Source organism: Streptomyces sp. NBC_01142 (assembly GCF_026341125.1).
GTDB lineage: Bacteria > Actinomycetota > Actinomycetes > Streptomycetales > Streptomycetaceae > Streptomyces.
Genome location: NZ_JAPEOR010000002.1, coordinates 2133585 through 2154084 on the forward strand (window position 1 = coordinate 2133585; position 20500 = coordinate 2154084).

General features: G+C 70.1%; 11 protein-coding genes and 1 pseudogene. 7 read left to right on the forward strand and 5 right to left on the reverse strand.

Going from position 1 to position 20500, the window contains the following annotated elements; genetic code table 11:
* Window positions 1-2 precede the first annotated feature (2 nt).
* Both OG883_RS27150 and OG883_RS27155 read right to left on the reverse strand, forming a co-directional pair.
* Entirely contained in the window at window positions 3-1532 is a 1530-nt protein-coding gene (locus OG883_RS27150; RefSeq protein WP_266545825.1) for a bifunctional glycosyltransferase/class I SAM-dependent methyltransferase, read from the reverse strand.
* 30 nt (window positions 1533-1562) lie between these two features.
* Window positions 1563-2711, reverse strand: coding sequence for a hypothetical protein (locus OG883_RS27155; protein ID WP_266549479.1), 1149 nt, complete (start codon window positions 2709-2711; stop codon window positions 1563-1565).
* A 325-nt stretch (window positions 2712-3036) separates the two neighbouring features.
* Here OG883_RS27155 and OG883_RS27160 point away from each other — a divergent pair, with 325 nt between their 5' ends.
* Complete coding sequence (locus OG883_RS27160) at window positions 3037-4104, forward strand: glucose-1-phosphate thymidylyltransferase (protein WP_266545827.1); 1068 nt, start codon at window positions 3037-3039, stop codon at window positions 4102-4104.
* A gap of 55 nt (window positions 4105-4159) precedes the next feature.
* Here the strand turns inward: OG883_RS27160 and OG883_RS27165 are convergent, their stop codons facing one another.
* Window positions 4160-7609 carry a bifunctional glycosyltransferase/CDP-glycerol:glycerophosphate glycerophosphotransferase gene (locus OG883_RS27165; protein WP_266545829.1) on the reverse strand — a complete coding sequence of 1150 codons (3450 nt, stop codon included), beginning with the start codon at window positions 7607-7609 and terminating at the stop codon, window positions 4160-4162.
* Between the two features lie 232 nt (window positions 7610-7841).
* On the opposite strand from OG883_RS27165, the gene OG883_RS27170 reads away from it, so the two are divergent.
* Entirely contained in the window at window positions 7842-9302 is a 1461-nt protein-coding gene (locus tag OG883_RS27170) for a hypothetical protein (RefSeq protein WP_266549481.1), read from the forward strand.
* A gap of 93 nt (window positions 9303-9395) precedes the next feature.
* Here OG883_RS27170 and OG883_RS27175 read toward each other — a convergent pair.
* Window positions 9396-9722: pseudogene (locus tag OG883_RS27175) on the reverse strand (TetR-like C-terminal domain-containing protein); the annotation flags it as partial.
* On the opposite strand from OG883_RS27175, the gene OG883_RS27180 reads away from it, so the two are divergent.
* The 3 genes from OG883_RS27180 to OG883_RS27190 are packed head-to-tail and all read left to right on the forward strand — an operon-like array spanning window position 9701 to window position 12957.
* Window positions 9701-10420 (forward strand): ABC transporter ATP-binding protein, encoded by a 720-nt coding sequence (locus OG883_RS27180; RefSeq protein WP_266545831.1) that lies wholly within the window; start codon window positions 9701-9703, stop codon window positions 10418-10420. The pseudogene OG883_RS27175 and the gene OG883_RS27180 overlap by 22 nt on opposite strands.
* Before the next feature lie 27 nt (window positions 10421-10447).
* A complete protein-coding gene (locus OG883_RS27185; RefSeq protein WP_266545834.1) occupies window positions 10448-11920 on the forward strand; it encodes a glycosyltransferase family 87 protein in 1473 nt (490 codons plus the stop codon).
* Window positions 11921-11973: 53 nt separating this feature from the next.
* Entirely contained in the window at window positions 11974-12957 is a 984-nt protein-coding gene (locus OG883_RS27190; RefSeq protein ID WP_266545837.1) for a serine/threonine-protein kinase, read from the forward strand.
* Window positions 12958-13024: 67 nt separating this feature from the next.
* On the opposite strand, the gene OG883_RS27195 is transcribed toward OG883_RS27190, so the two are convergent.
* The gene (locus OG883_RS27195; protein WP_266545840.1) at window positions 13025-17995 is read right to left on the reverse strand and encodes an NAD-glutamate dehydrogenase; all 4971 of its coding nucleotides are present in this window, start codon (window positions 17993-17995) and stop codon (window positions 13025-13027) included.
* A 520-nt stretch (window positions 17996-18515) separates the two neighbouring features.
* Here OG883_RS27195 and OG883_RS27200 point away from each other — a divergent pair.
* Together OG883_RS27200 and OG883_RS27205 are read left to right on the forward strand one after the other, a co-directional pair.
* Window positions 18516-19724 carry an IS110 family transposase gene (locus OG883_RS27200; RefSeq protein WP_266534610.1) on the forward strand — a complete coding sequence of 403 codons (1209 nt, stop codon included), beginning with the start codon at window positions 18516-18518 and terminating at the stop codon, window positions 19722-19724.
* Between the two features lie 203 nt (window positions 19725-19927).
* Window positions 19928-20494, forward strand: a complete 567-nt coding sequence (locus tag OG883_RS27205) for a DJ-1/PfpI family protein (RefSeq protein WP_266549483.1) — start codon at window positions 19928-19930, stop codon at window positions 20492-20494.
* The last annotated feature ends 6 nt before the right edge of the window (window positions 20495-20500 follow it).

The window sequence follows — 20500 nt, forward strand, 5'->3', positions numbered from 1 at the left end:
TCTCAGGTTCCGGCGCCCACTCGTCCGATGAGGTCCGCGGGGACGTACTGGTGGTTGAGAATGTCTTGGACATCGACGTGCTCCCCAGCGATGATCGTCCGTGCCGCATGCGGGGTGAGCACTGCGACGTACTGATAGCCGAAGACAGTCGGCCGCATTCGGGTCAGGAGCTTGGAGATCCCGCCCAGCGCTGCGGCGACGGGCCCGCCGCCGAGCACGGACCAGAAGGGTGCTCCGGTCGCGGTGACCTTCAGCAGGTCGTAGCCGGCGGAGCGCACCGTACGGCGCAGACTGGCGCGGCTGAAGAAGCGCAGATGCGTCTCGTCGAGGATGCCGCGCCGGTCGTAGTCGAAGACGCCGAGGGCGACGCGCAGCCGTGAGTACCAGTGGCCGAAGTTCGGTACGGACAGCAGGACCCTGCCGCCGGGGCGCAGTACCTCGCGGAGCTCCCCCAGGACCTGCTCGGGGCGCGAGAGGTGTTCGATGACGTCTCCGGCAATCACATAGTCGTAGTCGGCGCCGATGTCGTGCGGCAGCCCCTCCTCCAGATTGGCCAGGACGAACCGCGAGCAGTGCTCCCGTACGCCGTCGACCTCCACGTAGTCCACGCCGGTGACGGTGTGGCCGAGGTCTTCGAGGCGCTGGGCGAACAGGCCGCCGGAGCAGCCGACGTCGAGGACACGGCCGGGCGGGAGGCTCCGCATCAGGCCGAGGATGGCGGAGTGCGAGGAGCCGTCGCCCTCCTTGAAGGCGTACTCGACGGGCTTGGGGATCCAGGCGCAGGTGCCGAAGCCCTTGAGCGCGAGGCGGTACTCGACGACGTCCTTGACGACGTCCTTGGCGTAGCGCATGCCGTTGACGTAACAGATCTCGTCGCCGTAGTACGTCGGGATGGGGATCTCCTTGATCCGCATCCCGGCGTTGATGAGCTGCACGATGATCTGGGTGTCGAAGTCGAAGGCGTCGGTGTTCCGGTCGATGGGCAGCTCGCGCAGCGCGGCCATGCTGTAGGCGCGGTAGCCGGAGTGGAACTCGGTGAGCCGGGAGCCGAGGAGGCCGTTCTCGAGGCGGGTGAGGATGCGGTTGCCGAGCCACTTGTAGAAGGGCATGCCGCCGCCCAGCGCACTGCCGGACTTCATCATCCGCGAGCCGAACACGGCCTCGCACTCGCCGCGTTCGATGGGTGCGACCATCTCGGGCAGCAGCTCGGGGGCGTACTGTCCGTCGCCGTGCAGCAGCACCACGATGTCCAGCCCTCGCTCCGCGGCGAGCGCGTACCCCGCTTTCTGGTTGCCGCCGTAGCCCAGGTTCTTGGTGTGCCGCATCACGACGGTGGGCGGCATACCCTCCACCTGGGACCAGCGGCAGCCCGCGGTGAACGTCGCGTCATGACTCGCGTCGTCGAGGATCAGGACCTCGGCGATGCGCGACCGGAAGTCCTTCGGAATGCGGTCGAGCGTCTTCTCCAGCGTCGACTCGGCGTTGTACGCCACTACCAGGATGCCGATCCTGGGGCTCGGGCTGTCCTTCACGAGGGCTTCTCTACTCTCCGTTGAATACGGTCAGTTGACAGTGGAGGCGGGCGCGGACGGTTTCTCTGCACGCGGCTGTACGACGGGGAGCGGGGTGCGCGCCGGGGAGACCGGAGGCGCGGCGAGGACTCTGCGCACGCCGGTCGCGATGCCGGCCGCGAGAATCAGCCAGCCCGCGGCGGCGAACGTCAGTGCGGTGGCGTTCCACCGGACCGCGCTGGCGCCGGAGTAGACGGCGACGGTCACTACGCCGACGACGACGCCGAAGCTCACCCCTTCCCACAGCCCGAAGACGAAGAGCCCGACGACGGGCCAGGCCAGGTACTGGACGGCCGACGCGGTGCTGAGCAGCAGCAGGAGCGTCATCGAGAGGGCGACCGCGGACGCGGGATGCGCGGGGCGCACCCAGGCGAGCCAGATGCCGGCCACGGCGCAGAGCAGGACGAACACAAAATGGCCGTCGCCGTGGATCGTGGCGATGAACCCGTCGGACATCCCCAGCAGATCAGCGAATCTGACGAACCCCCAGAGCCTGGCCCGCCCGCCCTCGTACTCCAGGACCTTCTCCCTGAGGGGGCCGGGCACGGTGGCGAGCACCGGACCCCAGATCAGGAGGAGTAGGGCGCCCAGGCCCGCGCAGAAGCGGTTCAGCACCGGCCGGCCGGCCCGTGCGGCGGCCACGAGCAGGGCAGGGATCGCGACGATCGGAATGAATTTGACGCTGATGGAAAGGGCCGCGGCGAGACCGGCGGCGAGCGGGCTCTTACGGTCGACGAGGAGATAGGCAGCGGCGATCACGAACATGATGGCGACCGAGTCGGTATTCCCGTGATAACCGGAGGTCGCGAACAGAACGGGGCTCAGCGCACAGCCGATCGAACAGGCCATCGCCATGCCGGTCGAACGGCGCCGGCGCAGGATTTCGAAAATGAGGAGAGCGGAGACGAAATCCGCGAGGCAGGCGGGCGTACGGATCAGTGTCCCGAAGGACATTCCCAACTGCTTGAGTTCATCCATCCCCAGCAGCATCCAGCTCGCGAGCGGGGGGTGGTTGTAGACCGGCAGCCGCGGCATCGGGTGTTCGTAGATGCGAAGCGGTCCGACCTGGCCGATCGCGTGGGCGAACGCGTCGAAGAACCGGACATCGGCGGGGCCGCGCGAGTGGGCGGCGAGAATCATCTTCGACACAAAGGCGACTGCCGACACGGAAATGACGACCGCTCGCGCTCTTCGCGTGTCCAGATTTCCCGCTGCCATTCGCATTCGCATGTCCATGGCCGCCGAACGTAGCAATGCATCGCGTCAACATCGCGCACCGATAAACACACTTACATGCCGCACAGTTCACTGCGCTGCGATCTTAGGCAACGGCCCGGCGCGGTGAATCACCCGTACGGTCCACGGCGTCCCGTAATCCGCACGCTTCAGCCCTCGTTCACTACCCGTCCCTTCTATCGTTTTCCCTCATCCATCCAGCACGTCAACGGGCAGGCAGGCCAGGCCAGTGAAAGCACTTGTACTCTCCGGTGGCGCCGGAACCCGACTGCGGCCGATCACGCACACCTCGGCCAAGCAACTCGTTCCGGTGGCCAACAAGCCGGTGCTCTTCTACGGCCTCGAGTCGATCGCCGCGGCCGGCATCACCGAGGTCGGCATTGTCGTGGGAGACACGGCGCAGGAGATCCGCGCGGCGGTCGGCGACGGTTCGCGGTTCGGCATCGACGTCAGCTACATCCGGCAGGAGGTGCCGCTGGGGCTCGCCCATGCGGTGCTGATCTCACGGGACTTCCTCGGCGACCAGGACTTTGTGATGTACCTGGGCGACAACTTCATCGTCGGCGGCATCACCGCGCTCGTCGAGGAGTTCCGCGAGCAGCGGCCGGACGCGCAGATTCTGCTCACGAAGGTGCCCGATCCCCGCTCGTTCGGCGTGGCCGAGCTCGACGACGAGGGGCAGGTGGTGCGTCTGGAGGAGAAACCGTCGCAGCCGCGCAGCGACCTCGCGCTGGTGGGCGTGTACCTCTTCACCCCCGCCGTGCACGAGGCGGTGCGCTCCATCTCCCCCTCCGCCCGCGGCGAGCTGGAGATCACCCACGCGCTGCAGTGGCTCATCGACGGCGACCGGCGGGTGGCCTCCACGATCATCGACGGGTACTGGAAGGACACCGGCAACGTCGCCGACATGCTGGAGGTCAACCGGTCGGTCCTGGAGCGGCTCACCCCGAAGCACGAGGGCAGCGTGGACGACCTCACGGAGATCATCGGCCGGGTACGGATCGGGCCGGGCGCCACGGTCCGCGCCTCGCGCATCATGGGTCCCGCCGTCATCGGCCCCGGCACGGTCGTGGAGCGCTCGTACATCGGGCCTTCCACTTCGATCGCCGAGAACTGCCGGGTCACGGACAGCGAGATCGAGTACTCCATCGTCCTGAGCGGCTCGTCCCTGGAGGGGGTGGGCCGGGTGGAGGCCTCGCTGATCGGCCGGGATGTCGAGATCACCCCGGCGCCGAACATCCCGGCCGCGCACCGGCTGGTGCTCGGCGACCACAGCAGGGTGCAGATCTCGGGCTGACCGACGACGCGTACGGCAGCGCCCGCGGGTGAAGCACCCGCGGGCGTCGTCGTGCCTACCGGCCGGTGAGTTCCCGCAGCACCCGGTCGGCCACCGCGGCGGCCGCCCCCGCGTCGTCGAGATCGCAGAACACCTCGCGGAACGCGTCGTACGCCCGCGCATGTCCGGCGGTGGCGGCCGCCGGGTCCCGCAGCGCCTCGATCAGCTCCGGACTGCCGGGCAGGAGCGGCCCCGGCGCCCGGTTCTCGAAGTCGAAGTAGAAGCCGCGCAGGGTGTCCCGGTAGTGCTCCAGGTCGTACGTGTGGAACAGCATCGGGCGGCCGGTCTGCGCGAAGTCGAACATCAGCGAGGAGTAGTCGGTGACGAGTGCGTCGCTCACCAGCATCAGCTCGGCCACGTCCGGGTAGCGCGAGACGTCACGGACGAAGCCGCCGGTCTCCGGCAGCCGGTCGGTGACCAGGTAGTGGCGGCGGACCAGCAGGACATGGCTGTCGCCGAGCGCCGCCCGGGCCGCGGTGAGGTCGAGCCGGAGGTCGAGGGCGTAGCCGGAGCCCTTGGGCCGGTCCTCGCGCCAGGTCGGGGCGTACAGCACGACCTTCTTGCCCTCGGGGATGTCCAGGCGCTCGCGGACGCTCGCGGCGACCTTGTGCCGGTCCTCCGCGTGCAGCAGGGCGTTGCGCGGATAGCCGGATTCGATGACCTCGCCCTCGTAGCCGAAGGCGCGGCGCAGGATGGGGGTGGAGAAGCGGTTGGGCGAGACGAGCAGGTTCCACTGCCCGGCGCGCTGCGGCAGCGACTCGATGTAGGGGCGGTTGGCCTGCGAGGTCCCCAGCAGATCGCGGCCGATGCGCTTGAGCGGTGTGCCGTGCCAGGTCTGCACGACGAACTGGTCGCGGCCGCGCTCGAACCACTGGGGCAGCTGCGTGTTCGTCACCACCGCCCGCGAGGTCGCCAGCGCCTCGTGCCACTCGTTGCCGCCGTACTCCACCGCGCGTGCCCCTGCGGGCAGGGCCGCCTGCTGGTCGCGTACGACCCACAGACACGCGAACCCGCTCTCGCGGCGCAGCAGTTCCTCGTGGACGGCGCGCGGGGAGTCGGAGTACTGGCGGCCGTCGAAACTGGAGAAGAGAACGGTGTCGCGGCGGGGGCCGCCGCGCAGGGACGCGTACCGCCGGCGCATCCTCCTCTCGTGGGGCCCGCCGCGCTCGCCCGCGGCCAGCGCCGACCCGGACTCCAGCACCAGCTGGTCGTGGAAGCGGCGGTTCAGGACGAAGTCCCGTCCGTGCACGCGCTGTACGGCGGGTACGGCGGCGTGCTCGGCGGGGGCCAGGCGCACCGGCTTGTAACACTCCGTGTCGCTCTCGCCGCGCGCGCGGAGGAAGAGATACCAGCGGCCCTCGGCCAGCGGCAGCTCTCCGCCGATGCCTTCGACGGCGGCGGGGGTGAGGACGGCACGGAACCTGCCGTCCTTCAGCATCGGGTCGAAGACCGCCTCTTCGTGACTGCCACTGTGCTGGAGCACCAGCTCGGGCTCGCAGAAGACGTGTTGCGGAAAGCTGCCCTCGACCGTGAGCTCGCCGGCGGGCGTCAGGGCGAAGGCGTCGACGATCGGCCGGGCGCTCTGGTCGGACAGGACGAGGTTGCCGGACGCGCCGGCGGTGACGACGAGTTCGCGCGCCGCATCGTCGAGGGGGTAGCGGCCGGGGTCGACGGCCGTGCGTACTCCGATCGGGACCCTGCTTCCGTCGGCACGGACCAGCCGGACGCCCCAGGGGCTGGTGCGGGGCGCACCGTCGGGGACGAAGACGTCGAGCGGCACGTCCGCGGTGAAGCCGGAGTCCGTGACGGCGGCGGGGACCTCGTGGACCTCCTTGGTGTGCCGGTTCTCCAGCCGCAGAGCCGTGGGCGCCGCCCCGGACAGGACCGTGCCGTCGATCCGTACGCAGCCGTCGACGGGACGGTGGCCGCTCAGCAGGGCCGCGACCCGCTCCGCCTTCAGCCGCAGCTTGTTGCCGGACAGCTCGGGCACGATGCGCAGATCGTCGCGTACATGATGGACGGCAGGGGCCGCGGGATTGCCGAGCATCCGCAGCGGACCGCGGCGCAGGGAGGTGGCGCGCAGGATGCCGACTTCCAGGCTCCAGGTGGCAGAGTCGCCCAGCCGTGCCGGGTCGACAACCGTCTCGAAGCCCGCCCGGTCGTAGCAGTGCATGCCTTGGCGGGAGTCGGCGGTGGCTTCGGGCATGAAGACCGTGCGCAGCCGGAGCGGGAGCACGCGACGGCGGCCGGAGCGCAGCCAGCCGAGGGTGAGCGCGCGCCGCCGCAGCCTGCCGACGGGGCGGTTGCGGACGTACGCGTACCCCTTGATGTGCAGCTTGCCGTCCCGCCACGCCGCCTCGGTGATGTCCGACATCACGGGGAGGTCGGCCTTGTTCAGTTCGGTGACGCGGCTCGGGAGGCGGGCGGCGACGCCGGGGTAGGCGGCGCGGAGCCTGCGCACCCCGCGGACGCGGAAGGCATCGCGGTTCTTCTTCTCGAAGGAGAGCAGGTCGAGGAGTTCGGTGAGCCGCCGTTCACGTACGAGCTGCCACTTGACGCGCAGATGCAGCGGAAGTCCGTCCAGGACGGCCCGGTCGACGCTCTCGGCGAAGGCACCGGCCTGGTCGAGGAAGGCCTCGTGGTACTCGGCATCCCCCTGCGGCAGTGCCTCCATGAACAGCCACAGATCACTGCTGAGCACACTGGTGTCGTAACGCCGTCTGCCCTCGGCCCACTTGGGCTCGGACGCGAGGAACCGGCTGGCGCTGGTGACCGACCGGGTGCGGTCCTGCACCGCCTTGGGGCGGGCCCGGCGGGTGGTGATCGAGCCGTCCCGGTCGCGCCAGAGGTAGACCGTCTCGTGCAGCACGTCGACGGCGGCGGCAAGGAAATGCGCGGGCAGGATCACCGGGATGTCCTCGAACAGGACGCCTTCGGGGAACGCGAAGGAGTGCCGGTCCCAGAACGCCCTGCGGAACACCTTGTTGCAGGCGATGCGGTCGTAGAGCAGCGACCAGTCCCGGGTGACGTGGGTGGCCGTGCGGGACGTCGCCATCGGCTCGCGGAACATCGGGGACTGCCCGGTCCTGCCGTTCGCCCGCAGCCGGAAGACATTGCCGGTCGCGAGGTCCGAGCCGGAGGCGTCGAGCGAGGACACCATGCGGGCGTACGCGTCGGAGGGCACGAGGTCGTCACTGTCGACGAACGCCAGGAACTCGCCGCGGGCTTCGCGGATGCCGGTGTTGCGTGCGGCGCCGAGTCCGGCGTTGGCCTGCGGGACGAGCCGGAAACGGTCGTCCTCGGCGGCGAAGCGGCGGGCGATGGCCGCGCTGCCGTCCGTCGATCCGTCGTCCACCATGACGACTTCCAGGTCCCGCAGGGTCTGGTCGGCCAGCGAGCGCAGGCACTCCTCGAGATAGTCCTCCACGTTGTAGACGGGGACGACGACGCTGAGCCGAAGCGGCATGGTGAGCACGTCCATTCAAGAGCGCGGGGTTGCTGAGCGCGGGTTGCTGGGAGAACAACCCGTACGGCGGGCAAGGGTCACCGCCCGCTGAGCCGTACGGGTGACGGCGCGGGAGCGCGGCACGCCCGTACGGAAGCGATGAGGTGTGCCCACCTCTTCCGTTCCTGCCACGCCCCCTGCAGTTTCCGTTCCTGCCACGCCCCCTGCAGTCCGGCGGCCCGGCGTCTACTTCCTGCTCGGCGGGCTCTTCTGGGTGGTGATGTCGGCGGCGGCCTGGCGCGTACCGATCTGCTGCGACTTCGGGCAGCACGCGGCGGTCGTCGAACGGCTGCGGGCGGATCTGCTGCACCCCACGCACCCGATGGCCGATCTGCCGGGCGCCGGCAGCCCGTACTACTCCCCCTTCACGGTGGTCCAGGGGCTGATCGCCCAGGCCACCTCGCTGCCGGGGTGGCTGGTCGTCAGACTCTCCGGGCCGGTCAATCTGCTGGTGCTGCTCACCGGCATCGGCCGCTTCACCCGGCTGTTCACCGAGCGCCGGTGGGCTCCCGTACTGGCACTGGCCGCGATGGTGCTGCTGTGGGGGACGGCGCCCGCGTGGTGGAGCGGCTATCTCGGGCTGATGTCGATGACCGGGAATCTGCCGTATCCGAGCACGTTCGCGATCGGGGTCGCCTTCCATCTGTGGGCGTGGACGGGACGCGCGGCGCGGGAAGGGGCGGGCCTCTGGACGCATGCCGCGCTGGGGGTGATTCTCGGGCTGGTCCTGCTGATCCACCCGATCTCGTCGGCGGGTGCGCTGCTCGGTGTGGCCGCTCTGGTCGCGGGGTGGCAGAGCGGGTGGGGGCGTGCGGTGGCCGCGCGTTGGGCGCTGACGGGGGCGGCGGCGGTCGCGGTGGGCGTGTCCTGGCCGTACTTCGACGTCTTCTCGCTCGTCGGCGACACGCTCGTCGACGGGATCCATCGGCGGCTGTACGAGAATCTGCCCGGAAAGCTCTGGCTGGCGGCGGTCTGCCTGCCGGCTCTGTGGCTGCGGCTGCGCCGCGACCGGCGCGACCCGCTGGTGCTGATGTGCGCGGCGGCGGTGCTGGCGGTGGCGTACGGCCGTCTCGGCGGCCACTACACGTACGGCCGCCTGATCGGATTCGCCCTGATCCCGGGGCAGATCGCCCTGGCCGTGGAACTGTCCGCGCCCGGCCCCCGGCCCCACTGGCGAGCGGCGCGCCGGTTTCTGGCGCCGCTCGCCGCGGGGGCGGCCTGCCTCGGGTTCTTCACGGTCCAGGCCGGGGCGGTGGTCCCCCGCTCCCTGGACCCGATCGGCTTCGCACAGCCCCCGCGTCCGGCCCGATACCTGTGGGCGGCGGAGCACATCGCGGTGGGCGAGGTGGTCCTGACGAACGCGGACGCCGCACTCCGCACCCTCCCGGCCTACGGCCCTTACCTGGTCGCCCCGAAGTGGCCGGACCCCTCCCTCCCGGAGGCGGACCGCCGTGCACGTACACGGGACGTGGGCCTGTATCTCTCGCCCCGGACCCCCGCCCCTGATCGCGCGAGGATCGCCACGCGCTACGCAGTGCGCTGGCTCCTGCTGACCCCGGTGCAGCGCGTCCCGCGGGAGGCGGTGGTGGTGGCGTACGGCCCGGACACGGGCGAGATCCTGGCGCGGGTACCGGTGCGGGTACCGGTGCGCTGAAGGGCTTCAGTCCCGCCCACGCACTCACGCACTCACGCACTCACGCACGGACGAGGGGCCGGGGGCCGGGGGCGAGCTGCGGCACAGCCCCTGTCACGCCCGGAGCGCCGCCACCGCCGATGCCGCCAGGTCGTCCAGGTACCCCTCCGGCAGCCCGCTCCGTACCACCACGAGCCGCCAGTACAGCGGGCCCACGATCACATCCAGCGCCCTGTCGGGGTCTGTCGATTCCGGGAGTTCGCCGCGGGCCACCGCCTCCCGTACGACCAGCGCCGCGACGCCCTGCTGGTGGTCCAGCAGCGCCGCCTTGATCGCGTCCGAGATCTCCGGGTGGCGGGCCGCCTCGACCAGGAGGTCCGGGATCACCTGCGAGGCCACCGGGTGGCGCAGAGTGTGCGATGCCACCTCGAGCAGCGCCCGGCAAGGGGGGCAGTGCCACCTCCGCCCTCAGCCGGATCGTCTCGCGCCGGGCCGCCCCCGGTGTCAGCGAGGTGCACGCCGTCAAGGGAGTCAGCTTCGCCGCGTACAAGGGCGAGGCGATCGGCCTGATCGGCTCCAACGGCTCGGGGAAGTCGACCCTGCTCAAGGCCATCGCGGGCCTGCTGCCGCCCTCCCGGGGCAAGGTGTTCACCCAGGGCCGGCCCTCACTCCTCGGCGTGAACGCGGCGCTGATGTCCGATCTGACCGGCGAGCGCAATGTCATCCTCGGCGGCCTCGCGATGGGCATGACGCGCGAGCAGATCCGCGAACGCTACGACGGCATCGTCGACTTCTCGGGGATCAACGACAAGGGCGACTTCATATCGTTGCCGATGCGCACGTACTCCTCGGGCATGGGAGCCCGCCTGCGGTTCTCGATCGCCGCCGCGAAGAGCCATGACGTACTGCTGATCGACGAGGCGCTGTCCACGGGCGACGCCCGCTTCCGGCGGCGCAGTCAGCGGCGCATCGACGAGCTGAGGGCGGAGGCCGGCACGGTCTTCCTGGTCAGCCACAACAACAGCACCGTCACCGAGAGCTGCGACCGCGCCCTCTGGCTGGAGGCGGGGACGCTGCGGAGGGACGGACCGGCGAAGGAAGTCGTGGCGGAGTACGAGCGGTTCACTGCCGGTGAATAGCCACAAAAGGTACTAAATTTCCCCTCTGTGACGCAGCAACAGACCGGTCTCGTCGGCAGCACCCCCGTCCCGGAGGACGTCAGTCCCGGCAGCCCTGGAAGTCCCGGCAGCCCCGGCGGCCCCGGCGGCCCCGGCGGCCCCGGCGGAACAGCCGACGCCCGCGCCCGCGCGGCGAGGAGAATGGACATCGCTCTCTACGCGGTCTGGACCCTGACCCGGCTCGGCATGCTGTATCTGCTCGTCCAGGACAGCATCGGCGTCAGCAACGTCTCGGACGAGGTGAACTTCCTCTACCCGCGCTGGTACCAGCAGCTGACCGACGGCTCCTTCCCCGTCAACGACGTCACCTGGCAGTACCCGCCGGGCGCCGGCCTGGTGTTCCTGTTCCCCGCGGTGCTGCCCTTCCTCGGCTACTTCCAGGCGTTCCTCGTCCTCACGTTCGCCGCCGACGCGATCGTCACCCTGGCCCTGGCCCGCCGGGGCGGGAGCCTCGCCGGGGCCTGGGTGTGGACGGGCGGACTGCCGCTGCTGCTGAACGTGCCGCACGGACGGTTCGACATCCAGGTCACGGCCCTTGCCGTGCTGGCTCTGCTCAGTTCCCGGCGCCGCCCGCGCCTGGGCGGGGTGTTCGCCGGACTCGGCGCCATGATCAAGGTCTGGCCGCTGCTCACCCTGGTGGGCATGGAGCGCGGGCGCACCAGCCGGGAGGCCTGGCTGTCCGCCGCGGCAGCCGCGGCCGCGCTGCTCGCCGTACTCGCCCTCGGCTTCCGCAACAGCCTCGGCTTCCTGCAGCAACAAGGCGCCAGGGGCGTGCAGATCGAGTCGCTGGGCGGCACCGTGCTGTCACTGATGCGGGCGTCGGGCATGCCGATCTGGGTCGAATCCCGCTACGGCGCCCTGGAATTCAGCGGCGTGCATGTGGCGACCATCGCCCAGCTGTCCATGATGCTCACCGCGGCCGCCTTCGGCTGGCTGATGTTCTGGCGGGGCAGGGCGTCGCGATGGACCACCGCGACACCGTTCGACGCCGCACTCGCGGCCGTCCTGCTGTTCACCGTCACCAGCAGGGTGATCAGCCCGCAGTATCTGGTCTGGCTGCTCGGCCTGGCCGCGGTCTGTCTCACCTCCCGGCTCACCACCCAGCGCCCGGTGGCGTGGGTACTGCTGGCCGCGACCGCCGTGACGGCGGTGGCCTTCCCGACCTTCTACCTGGACGTCATGTACGGCTCGGCACTGGGCAACACGCTGATGGTCGTACGCAACGGACTGCTGGTCGCCGCCGCGCTGTTGTCCTGCTGGCGCCTGTGGGCGGCCACGACCGCCAAGAACGCCACAACCGACACCACCGACACCACCGTCACTACCGGCACCACCGTCACCACCACCACAACCGGCACCACCAGCGCGACAGAAACGAGCGCCACGACCAGCGCGCCCATCGCGACCGACGAGAGCGCCACAACAGGAGTGACCGGCACGACCGGCACGACCCCGCGATAGGCTCCCGCTCCCCTGCCCGACACCGGGCAGGGGCACGCCGAGGGGGTCGCGTCATGGGCAACGGGGGGCCGGAGCCGCTGCGGGAGGACGATCCGCGGGAGATCGCCGGGTATGTGCTCGAGGCGCGGATCGGCGAGGGCGGCATGGGCACCGTCTTTCTCTCCCGCACCGCCGACGGCCGACCCGTCGCACTGAAGCTGATCCGCCGCGAACACGCGCAGAGCGAGAGCTTCCGGAAGCGTTTCGCCCGCGAGGTCGAGGCGGCCCGCCGGGTCCAGGGCCACCACCTGGTACCCGTCGTCGACCATGACGCGGAGGCCGCCCGGCCCTGGCTCGCCACCCGCTACGTACCGGGCCTGCCGCTCGACGACGCACTGCAGCAGTACGGACCCCTGCCGCTGCCGTGTGTCCTCCAGCTGACCGCCTGCGCCGCGCACGCGCTGGACTCCGTGCACGCCGCCGGGGTCATCCACCGCGACGTCAAACCGGCCAATCTGCTGCTCACCGCGGAAGGGCCCTGGCTGCTGGACTTCGGCATCGCACGGGCCGTGGGATCCGCCGCGCTGACCACCATCGGCCGGATGGTCGGCACGCCCAGGTACATGTCTCCGGAGCATGCGCTCGGCAAGCGGCTCACGCCCGCCTCCGATGTCTTCACGCTCGGGCTCGTCGCCGCGGAGGCGGCCACCGGGCGCCATCCGTACGGGGAGGGCGGCGGCCTCGTCGTCGCCACCCGGATCGCCGGGACCGACCGCGAGCCCCCGGATCTGAGCGTGTATCCGGCGGCGCTGCACGAGGTACTGGCGGCCTGCCTCGCCGCACGGCCCGAGGACCGGCCGGCCGCGGCCGAGGTGGCCGAGCTGTGCGGGCGGGCTGCGGGACGTGACGTACGGATCTTCGGCGGCTGGCTGCCGAAGCCACTGGCCGCGACGGTGTCACGCATCGAGCGCGCCGCGAAGGACCCGAGGTCCTCGGGCTGGCTGAGCAGGACGCGCAATCGCCGGACGGGCTCGCAATCGAGCCCGTCCGGCGACTGAGGGCGAACCGGCTACCGGGCTGCCCCGGTGCCCATGCGTACCGCCGGCCGTGCGTACGCGCCTACCGCTAGCTGTGCGTACGCAGCAGCTGCCGCATCGTCCGCATCGCCACCGACAGATTCGCCAGATCGAACGTGTCCGAGCCCTGGATCTCCTCCAGCGTCGTCCGCGCCCGGGCCAGGATCGCCGCGTTCTTCTGCTCCCACGCCTGGAACCGCTCCTCTGGCGCCGAAGTGCCGTTCCCCACGGAGAGCACGTCCGCCGTCAGCGCGGCATGCGCGGCGTACAGGTCCTCGCGGATGGAGGCACGGGCCATGGACTGCCAGCGGTCGGCCCGCGGCAGCTCGATGATCCGGTCCATCAGCTGGGTGATCCGCAGCCGGTCCGCGAGGTCGTAGTAGACCTCGGCGACCGCCATCGGCTCCTTCTCCGTACGGTCCGCGATCGCGACGATGTCGAGCGTCGGGAAGGCGGACGAGAACCCGGCCACCCGCAGGGCGAGGCCCTCGGGAACGCCCGCGTCGCTGAGCTCGTCCAGGATGCCCTGGTACCACTCCAGGTCCGCGCCGCGCAGCATCTTCGGCAGCTCCGCCCAGACCTGCTCCACACGCTCGGCGAAGAACTCGATGGTCCCGGCGAGCTCCAGCGGCTGCGGCCGGTTGCCCAGCAGCCATCGCGTACCGCGCTCGACGAGGCGCCGCGAGTGCAGCCGGATGCGGGTCTGGACATCGGCCGCGACCCGGTTGTCGAGGTCCTCCACGGCGTCCCACACCGCGTTCAGACCAAAGATCTCGCGGGCCGCGGTCTGCGCCCGCACAACTTCCTCGGTCGACGCCCCGGTCTCCTCCCGCAGCCGGTGCAGGAAGGTCGAGCCACCGGTGTTCACCGTGTCGTTGACCAGCACTGTCGTGACGATCTCGCGGCGCAGCGCATGCCCGTCGACCGCCTCGGGGAACTTCTCGCGCAGCGGCTTGGGGAAGTACGCGTGCAGCAGCCGGCGCAGGTACGGGTCGTCCGGCAGGGCCGTCCCGATCAGCTCGTCCGCCACCGTGATCTTGGTGTAGGCGAGCAGGACGGCCAATTCGGGCTGACTGAGCCCCTTGCCCGCGTTGAGCAGTTCGCGGATCTGGCGGTCGGTCGGCAGGAACTCCAGCGCCCGGTCCAGATGCCCGGACCGCTCGAGGCGCCGCATGAAGCGCTGGTGGGCGTGGAGCAGCGACGGCGACTGCGCGACGGCGTTCGACAGGGCGGTGTTCTGCGCGTAGTTGTTGCGCAGCACCAGCGCGCCGACCTCGTCGGTCATCTCGGCGAGCAGCTTGTTGCGCTGCTTGACGGTCATATCGCCGTCCGACACCAGGCCGTTGAGCAGGATCTTGATGTTCACCTCGTGGTCGGAGGTGTCCACGCCCGCGCTGTTGTCGATGGCGTCGGTGTTGATGTGGCCGCCGTTGCGGTCGAACTCGATCCGGCCGAGGTGGGTCAGACCCAGGTTGCCGCCCTCGCCGACCACCTTGACCCGCAGATCCTCGCCGTTGACGCGGATCGCGTCGTTGGCCTTGTCGCCGACGTCGGCGTTGGACTCGGTGTGGGCCTTGACATACGTACCGATGCCGCCGTTCCACAGCAGGTCCACCGGCGCCTTGAAGATCGCCTGCATCAGCTCGGCGGGCGTCATCTTGGCGATACCGGCCTCGATGCCGAGGGCCTCACGCATATGCGCGTTGACCGGGATCGACTTGGCGGTACGGGGGTAGATGCCACCGCCCGCCGACAGCAGCTCCTTGTTGTAGTCGGCCCAGGAGGAACGGGGCAGCTCGAACAGGCGGCGGCGCTCGGCGTACGAGACTGCTGCGTCCGGCTTCGGGTCGATGAAGATGTGACGGTGGTCGAAGGCCGCCACGAGCCGGATGTGCTCGCTGAGCAGCATGCCGTTGCCGAACACGTCACCGGACATGTCGCCGACGCCGACAACCGTGAAGTCCTGGGTCTGGGTGTCGTGGCCGAGCTCGCGGAAGTGCCGCTTGACGGACTCCCACGCACCGCGGGCGGTGATTCCCATGCCCTTGTGGTCGTATCCGGCGGAGCCGCCCGACGCGAAGGCGTCCCCGAGCCAGAAGTTGTACGCGACCGCGACCTCGTTGGCGATGTCGGAGAAGGACGCGGTGCCCTTGTCGGCGGCGACGACGAGGTAGGTGTCGTCCTCGTCGTGGCGTACGACATCGGCCGGCGGAACGACCTCACCCGCGACCAGGTTGTCGGTGATGTCGAGCAGTGCGGAGATGAAGATCTTGTAGCAGGCGATGCCCTCGGCGAGCCAGGCGTCACGGTCCACGGACGGGTCCGGGAGCTGCTTGGCGACGAAGCCGCCCTTCGCACCCACCGGCACGATCACCGTGTTCTTGACCATCTGTGCCTTGACCAGGCCCAGGATCTCCGTACGGAAGTCCTCACGCCGGTCGGACCAGCGCAGACCACCGCGCGCGACCTTGCCGAAGCGCAGGTGCACACCCTCGACGCGCGGGGAGTAGACCCAGATCTCGTACGCCGGGCGGGGCGCCGGCAGATCCGGGATGGCCTGCGGGTCGAACTTCATCGACACATAGCTGTGCTGGGTGCCGCTCGCTGCTTCCTGGCCTCCGTTCCCGCTGCCCTCGCCGGAGCTCTGGAAGAAGTTGGTCCGCAGCGTCGCCTTGATCACGGTGAGGAAGGAGCGCAGGATCCGGTCCTCGTCCAGGCTCGCGACCTGGTCGAGCGCGCCGTCCAGCTCCTCCAGCAGACCGTCGGTCAGCTCGGTGCCCGCGCGCTGGCGGCCCGGCGACATCCTGGCCTCGAAGAGCGAGACCAGCAGCCGGGTGGTGTGGACGTTGGTACGGAGGGTGTCCTCCATGTAGTCCTGGCTGAAGGTCGAACCGGCCTGGCGCAGGTACTTGGCGTATGCGCGCAGCACCATCGCCTGCCGCCAGCTCAGGCCGGCGCCCAGGACGAGGGAGTTGAAGCCGTCGTTCTCCGCCTCGCCGGTCCACACGGCGGCGAACGCGTCCTGGAAACGCCCGCGGGCGTCGTCGGCGAGGTAGTCGCCGTTGCCCGTGGCCAGCGGCATGCGCAGGCCGAAGTCGTAGATCCAGGCGGTCGTACGGTCCGAGCAGCGCAGCTCGTACGGACGCTCGTCGACGACCTCGCAGCCGAGCCGCTGCAGCACCGGCAGGACGGCGGACAGCGAGACCTGCTCACCGGCGCGGTAGATCTTGAAGCGGCGCTCGCCGGGGGCGGCGCCGACCGGCTCGTACAGGGAGAGCGCGAAGTCCTTGCCGGAGCGGGCCAGCTGCTCCAGGCGGACCAGGTCGGCGACGGCGGCGCGCGGCGAGTGGTCGGCCTTGTAGCCCTCGGGGAAGGCGTTGCCGTAACGGCGCAGCAGCTCGGCCGCGCGCTCCTCGCCGCACTCGGCGTTCAGCGCCTCGCCGAAGCCGTCGGCCCAGGAACGGGCGGCCTCGACCAGCCGCGCCTCGATGCGGTCCTTGTCGGCGTCGGTGAGGTCGGGGAGCTCGGTGCCGGGCTGGACGCGGATGACGAAGTGCAGCCTGGACAGCACCGATTCGGTGTGCAGGGCGGTGAAGTCGACCGGCGGACGGCCGCTCAGCTCCTCCAGCAGGATGTCGGTGAGGCGCAGCCGTACGTCAGTGGTGAAGCGGTCGCGCGGCAGGTAGACGAGGGCGGAGTAGTAGCGCCCGTACTCGTCCTGGCGCAGGTACAGCCGCAGCCTGCGGCGCTCCTGGAGGTAGAGGACGGACGTGACGATGGAGCGCAGCTGGTCGACCGGGGTCTGGAACAGCTCGTCGCGCGGGTAGGTCTCCAGGATCTGCAGCAGGTCGCGGCCGTCGTGGCTGTTGGGCGCGAAGCCCGCACCTTCGAGGACCTCCTGGACCTTGCGGCGGATGACCGGGACGCGGCGCACGGACTCGGTGTACGCGGCGGAGGAGAACAGCCCCAGGAAGCGGCGCTCGCCGATCACATTGCCCGCGGCGTCGAACTTCTTCACCCCGATGTAGTCGAGGTAGGAGGGCCGGTGCACGGTCGAGCGGCTGTTGGCCTTGGTCAGGACGAGCAGCTTGTGCTCGCGGGCCTTGGCACGGGCGTCGGCGGGCAGCCGGCTGAAGGACGGGCTGACCGGGTGGGTCTCGTCCTCGCTGTGCTGGGGGTCGGAGCGCAGAATGCCCAGCCCGGTTCCGGGGACGGCGGCCAGCGCGTCGTTCTCGGTGAGCTCGTACTCGCGGTATCCGAGGAAGGTGAAGTGGTCGGCGGAGAGCCAGCGCAGCAGCTCACGCGCCTCGTCGACCTCCTGGTCGCGCAGATCGTCGGCGGTCGGCTCGCTCGGCAGTTCCTCGGAGATGCGCAGCGCGCAGTCGCGCATCTTCTCCCAGTCCTCGACGGCCTCACGTACGTCGGAGAGGACCCGCAGCAGATCGGCGGTGATCTGCTTCAGATCGGCGCGGTCGGTCTCGCGGTCGATCTCGACATGGATCCAGGACTCGACGAGCGCGTCGTGCGGCATCCCCGTGCGGGCCACCTCGGTGGGCAGCACCTCGATGAGCTTGCCGGTCACATCACGGCGCACGGTGACCTGCGGGTGGATCACGACATGGATGCCGCGGCCCTGGCGGGAGAGCTCATTGGTGACCGAGTCGACAAGGAAGGGCATGTCGTCGGTGACGACCTCGACGACGGAGTGGCTGCAGGTCCACCCGTTCTCTTCCACGCTCGGGGTGTGGACCCGCACATTGGCCGTCCCCTGGGGACGCTTCTCCGCGAGCCGGTAATGGGAAAGCGCGGCGCCGAAAACATCGACCGGGTCGCGGTCGGCGAGGTCCTCCGGCGCGGTGTGCAGGTAGTAGCGCTGGAGGTAGTTGAGCAGGGTGTCCCGGTCGGGTCGCTCCCCTGGCTCGGCCGCAGTCGGAAGGTTCCCCCCGACCGGGCTGTTCTCAGCTACCCGGGCAGCCCGTGCGAGCAGCTCGGCCTTGGCTTCGTCCAGCTTGGTCTGCATGTCCTCTGGCTCCTGTCGCGCGCCGTTGCGTGACGTAGGTGAAAGAAGCGGCGCAACGCCTCGACGCGGGGTGTCCGGTCGGAGTCGACGTTATGCCGCGGTGAGAGATGTCCGAGCCGTAATTGGCCAATTTTGGCGGCCGGGCCGGAATGAGGCGATCATCGATCGCCCGGGCGCGGTGGCGCTCCGGGCGCAGGCCGGGGGCTTCGCTGCCCCCACGGCATATCGCGCTGATCACGGGTCAAGGCTATCGTCCCGCCCCGTTACTTTCTTCGTGGCCCTGAAACGGGGCTCCTGGCCTCCGGGCCCGGCATGACTGTTGCCCCCTGTCGAAGCGATGACCTGGGGGGTGGTGTCACCGGGTCCGGGGCACCGTCTGACCGCTGATGAGAGGCCCGACCGTCACCCGGCCGAGCGCAACGCCCGGCCGTTGAAGGGTGGCAGGTCTGCGTAACGTGGATGCGCGCGCTCGGTGCCGGTGGGTGAGGCCGGGACGGAACGACCACCCTCGGGGGGTGCGGTGCTCGACACCGGTGAAATCGCGGTCTTCCTCGGCCTGGACGTCGGCAAGGGCGACCACCACGGCCACGGCCTGACAGCGGGCGGCAAGACCGTCTACGACAAGCGGCTGCCCAACAGCGAGCCGAAACTGCGGGCCGTGTTCGACAAGCTCACGGCCAGGTTCGGCCGCGTGCTGGTCATCGTGGACCAGCCCGCATCGATCGGCGCCCTGCCGCTCGCGGTGGCCCGGGACGCCGGCTGCCACGTGGCCTACCTGCCAGGGCTGGCGATGCGGCGGATCGCCGATTTGTATCCCGGTGAGGCCAAGACCGATGCCCGCGACGCGCACGTGATCGCGGACGCCGCCCGCACCATGCCTCACACCCTGCGGGCCCTGGAACTGGCCGACGAGACCGCGGCCCAGCTTACCGTCCTGACCGGCTTCGACCAGGACCTCGCCGCCGAGGCTACCCGCACCAGCAACCGGCTCCGCGGCCTGCTCACCCAGTTCCACCCGAGCCTGGAGCGAGTACTGGGGCCCCGCCTGGACCACCAGGCTGTGACGCACCTGCTGGAACGCTTCGGCTCGCCCGCCGCCCTGCGTAAGGCCGGACGCCGCAGGCTCGTGAACCTGATACGGCCCAAGGCCCCGCGCATGGCCGAACGCCTGGTGGACGACATCTTCGACGCGCTCGACGAACAGACCGTCGTGGTCCCGGGCACCGGCACCCTGGACGTGGTCGTGCCCTCGCTGGCCCGCTCGCTGGCCGCCGTCCACGAACAACGACGCGCTCTGGAAGCCCAGATCGGCGAGCTGCTTGAGTCGCACCCTCTTTCCCAGGTCCTGACCTCGATGCCCGGAGTCGGTGTCAGGACCGCCGCCACCTTGCTGGTCACCATCGGCGACGGCACCTCGTTCCCCACTGCCGCCCACCTTGCCTCCTACGCCGGCCTCGCCCCGGCAACGAGGTCCTCCGGATCCTCCATCCACGGCGAACACGCCCCCAGAACAGGCAACCGGCTCCTGAAACGGGCCATGTTCCTCTCCGCGTTCGCCGCCCTGCACGACCCCGCCTCCCGCACCTACTACGAACGGCAAAGAGCCCGCGGCAAGACCCACACACAGGCCTTGCTCCGCCTCGCCCGCCACCGCATCAGCGTGCTGTTCGCCATGCTCCGCGACGGCACCTTCTACGAATCCCGCACCCCCGAGACAGCCACCGCATGACCTGCTCAGGCTTGACGAAGGACATAGAGGCACCCCCCGACCCGTCATGAGCTGTATGTGTACAAAAGCAGGGCCCGAAGTTTGACAGTCTGGACAGCGACACAGGCCCTCTTGGCAAACAGCTTCCGGCGGTGCAGGTTGACGGTGACGACATGGTCACCGTCAGCACGGACATCGCCGAGAGCCTGACACCGGGAGCAGTCATGACAGCGAAGATCCTGATCGTCACCGGCGACGCCGCCGAGTCCCTCGAGGTTCTCTACCCGTACCAGCGGCTGCGGGAGGAGGGCTACGAGGTCCATATCGCGGCCCCCGCCCGCAAGAAGCTTCAGTTCGTCGTGCACGACTTCGAGCCGGGCTTCGACACATACACCGAGAAGCCGGGCTACACCTGGCCCGCGGACCTGGGCTTCTCGGAAGTCGACCCGGGCCAGTACATCGCCCTGGTGGTCCCGGGCGGCCGCGCCCCGGAGTACCTGCGCAACGACGCGGAGCTGCGCAAGATCCTCAAGTCCTTCTTCGACGCCGACAAGCCGGTGGCGCAGATCTGTCACGGCCCGCTGCTGACGGCGGCGATCGGTGGCCTCGAGGGCCGCCGGGTCACCGCCTACCCCGCACTGGAGATGGACATGCAGGCGGCCGGAGCGAGCTTCCAGGACGCGGAGGCGGTGGTGGACGGCACCCTGGTCTCGGCCCGCGCCTGGCCGGACCACTCGGCATGGATGCGAGAGTTCCTCAAGGTGCTGCGCGAAAAGGCCCCGGTGACCTGAGAAGGC

Bases quoted from the DNA above. Each gene is read 5' to 3' on its own strand.
- OG883_RS27165 (WP_266545829.1), bottom strand. From the start codon at position 7,609: ATGCCGCTTCGGCTCAGCGTCGTCGTCCCCGTCTACAACGTGGAGGAC.
- OG883_RS27180 (WP_266545831.1), top strand. From the start codon at position 9,701: ATGCCACCTCGAGCAGCGCCCGGCAAGGGGGGCAGTGCCACCTCCGCC.
- OG883_RS27195 (WP_266545840.1), bottom strand. From the start codon at position 17,995: ATGCAGACCAAGCTGGACGAAGCCAAGGCCGAGCTGCTCGCACGGGCT.
- OG883_RS27155 (WP_266549479.1), bottom strand. From the start codon at position 2,711: ATGATTCTCGCCGCCCACTCGCGCGGCCCCGCCGATGTCCGGTTCTTC.
- OG883_RS27190 (WP_266545837.1), top strand. From the start codon at position 11,974: ATGGGCAACGGGGGGCCGGAGCCGCTGCGGGAGGACGATCCGCGGGAG.
- OG883_RS27205 (WP_266549483.1), top strand. From the start codon at position 19,928: ATGACAGCGAAGATCCTGATCGTCACCGGCGACGCCGCCGAGTCCCTC.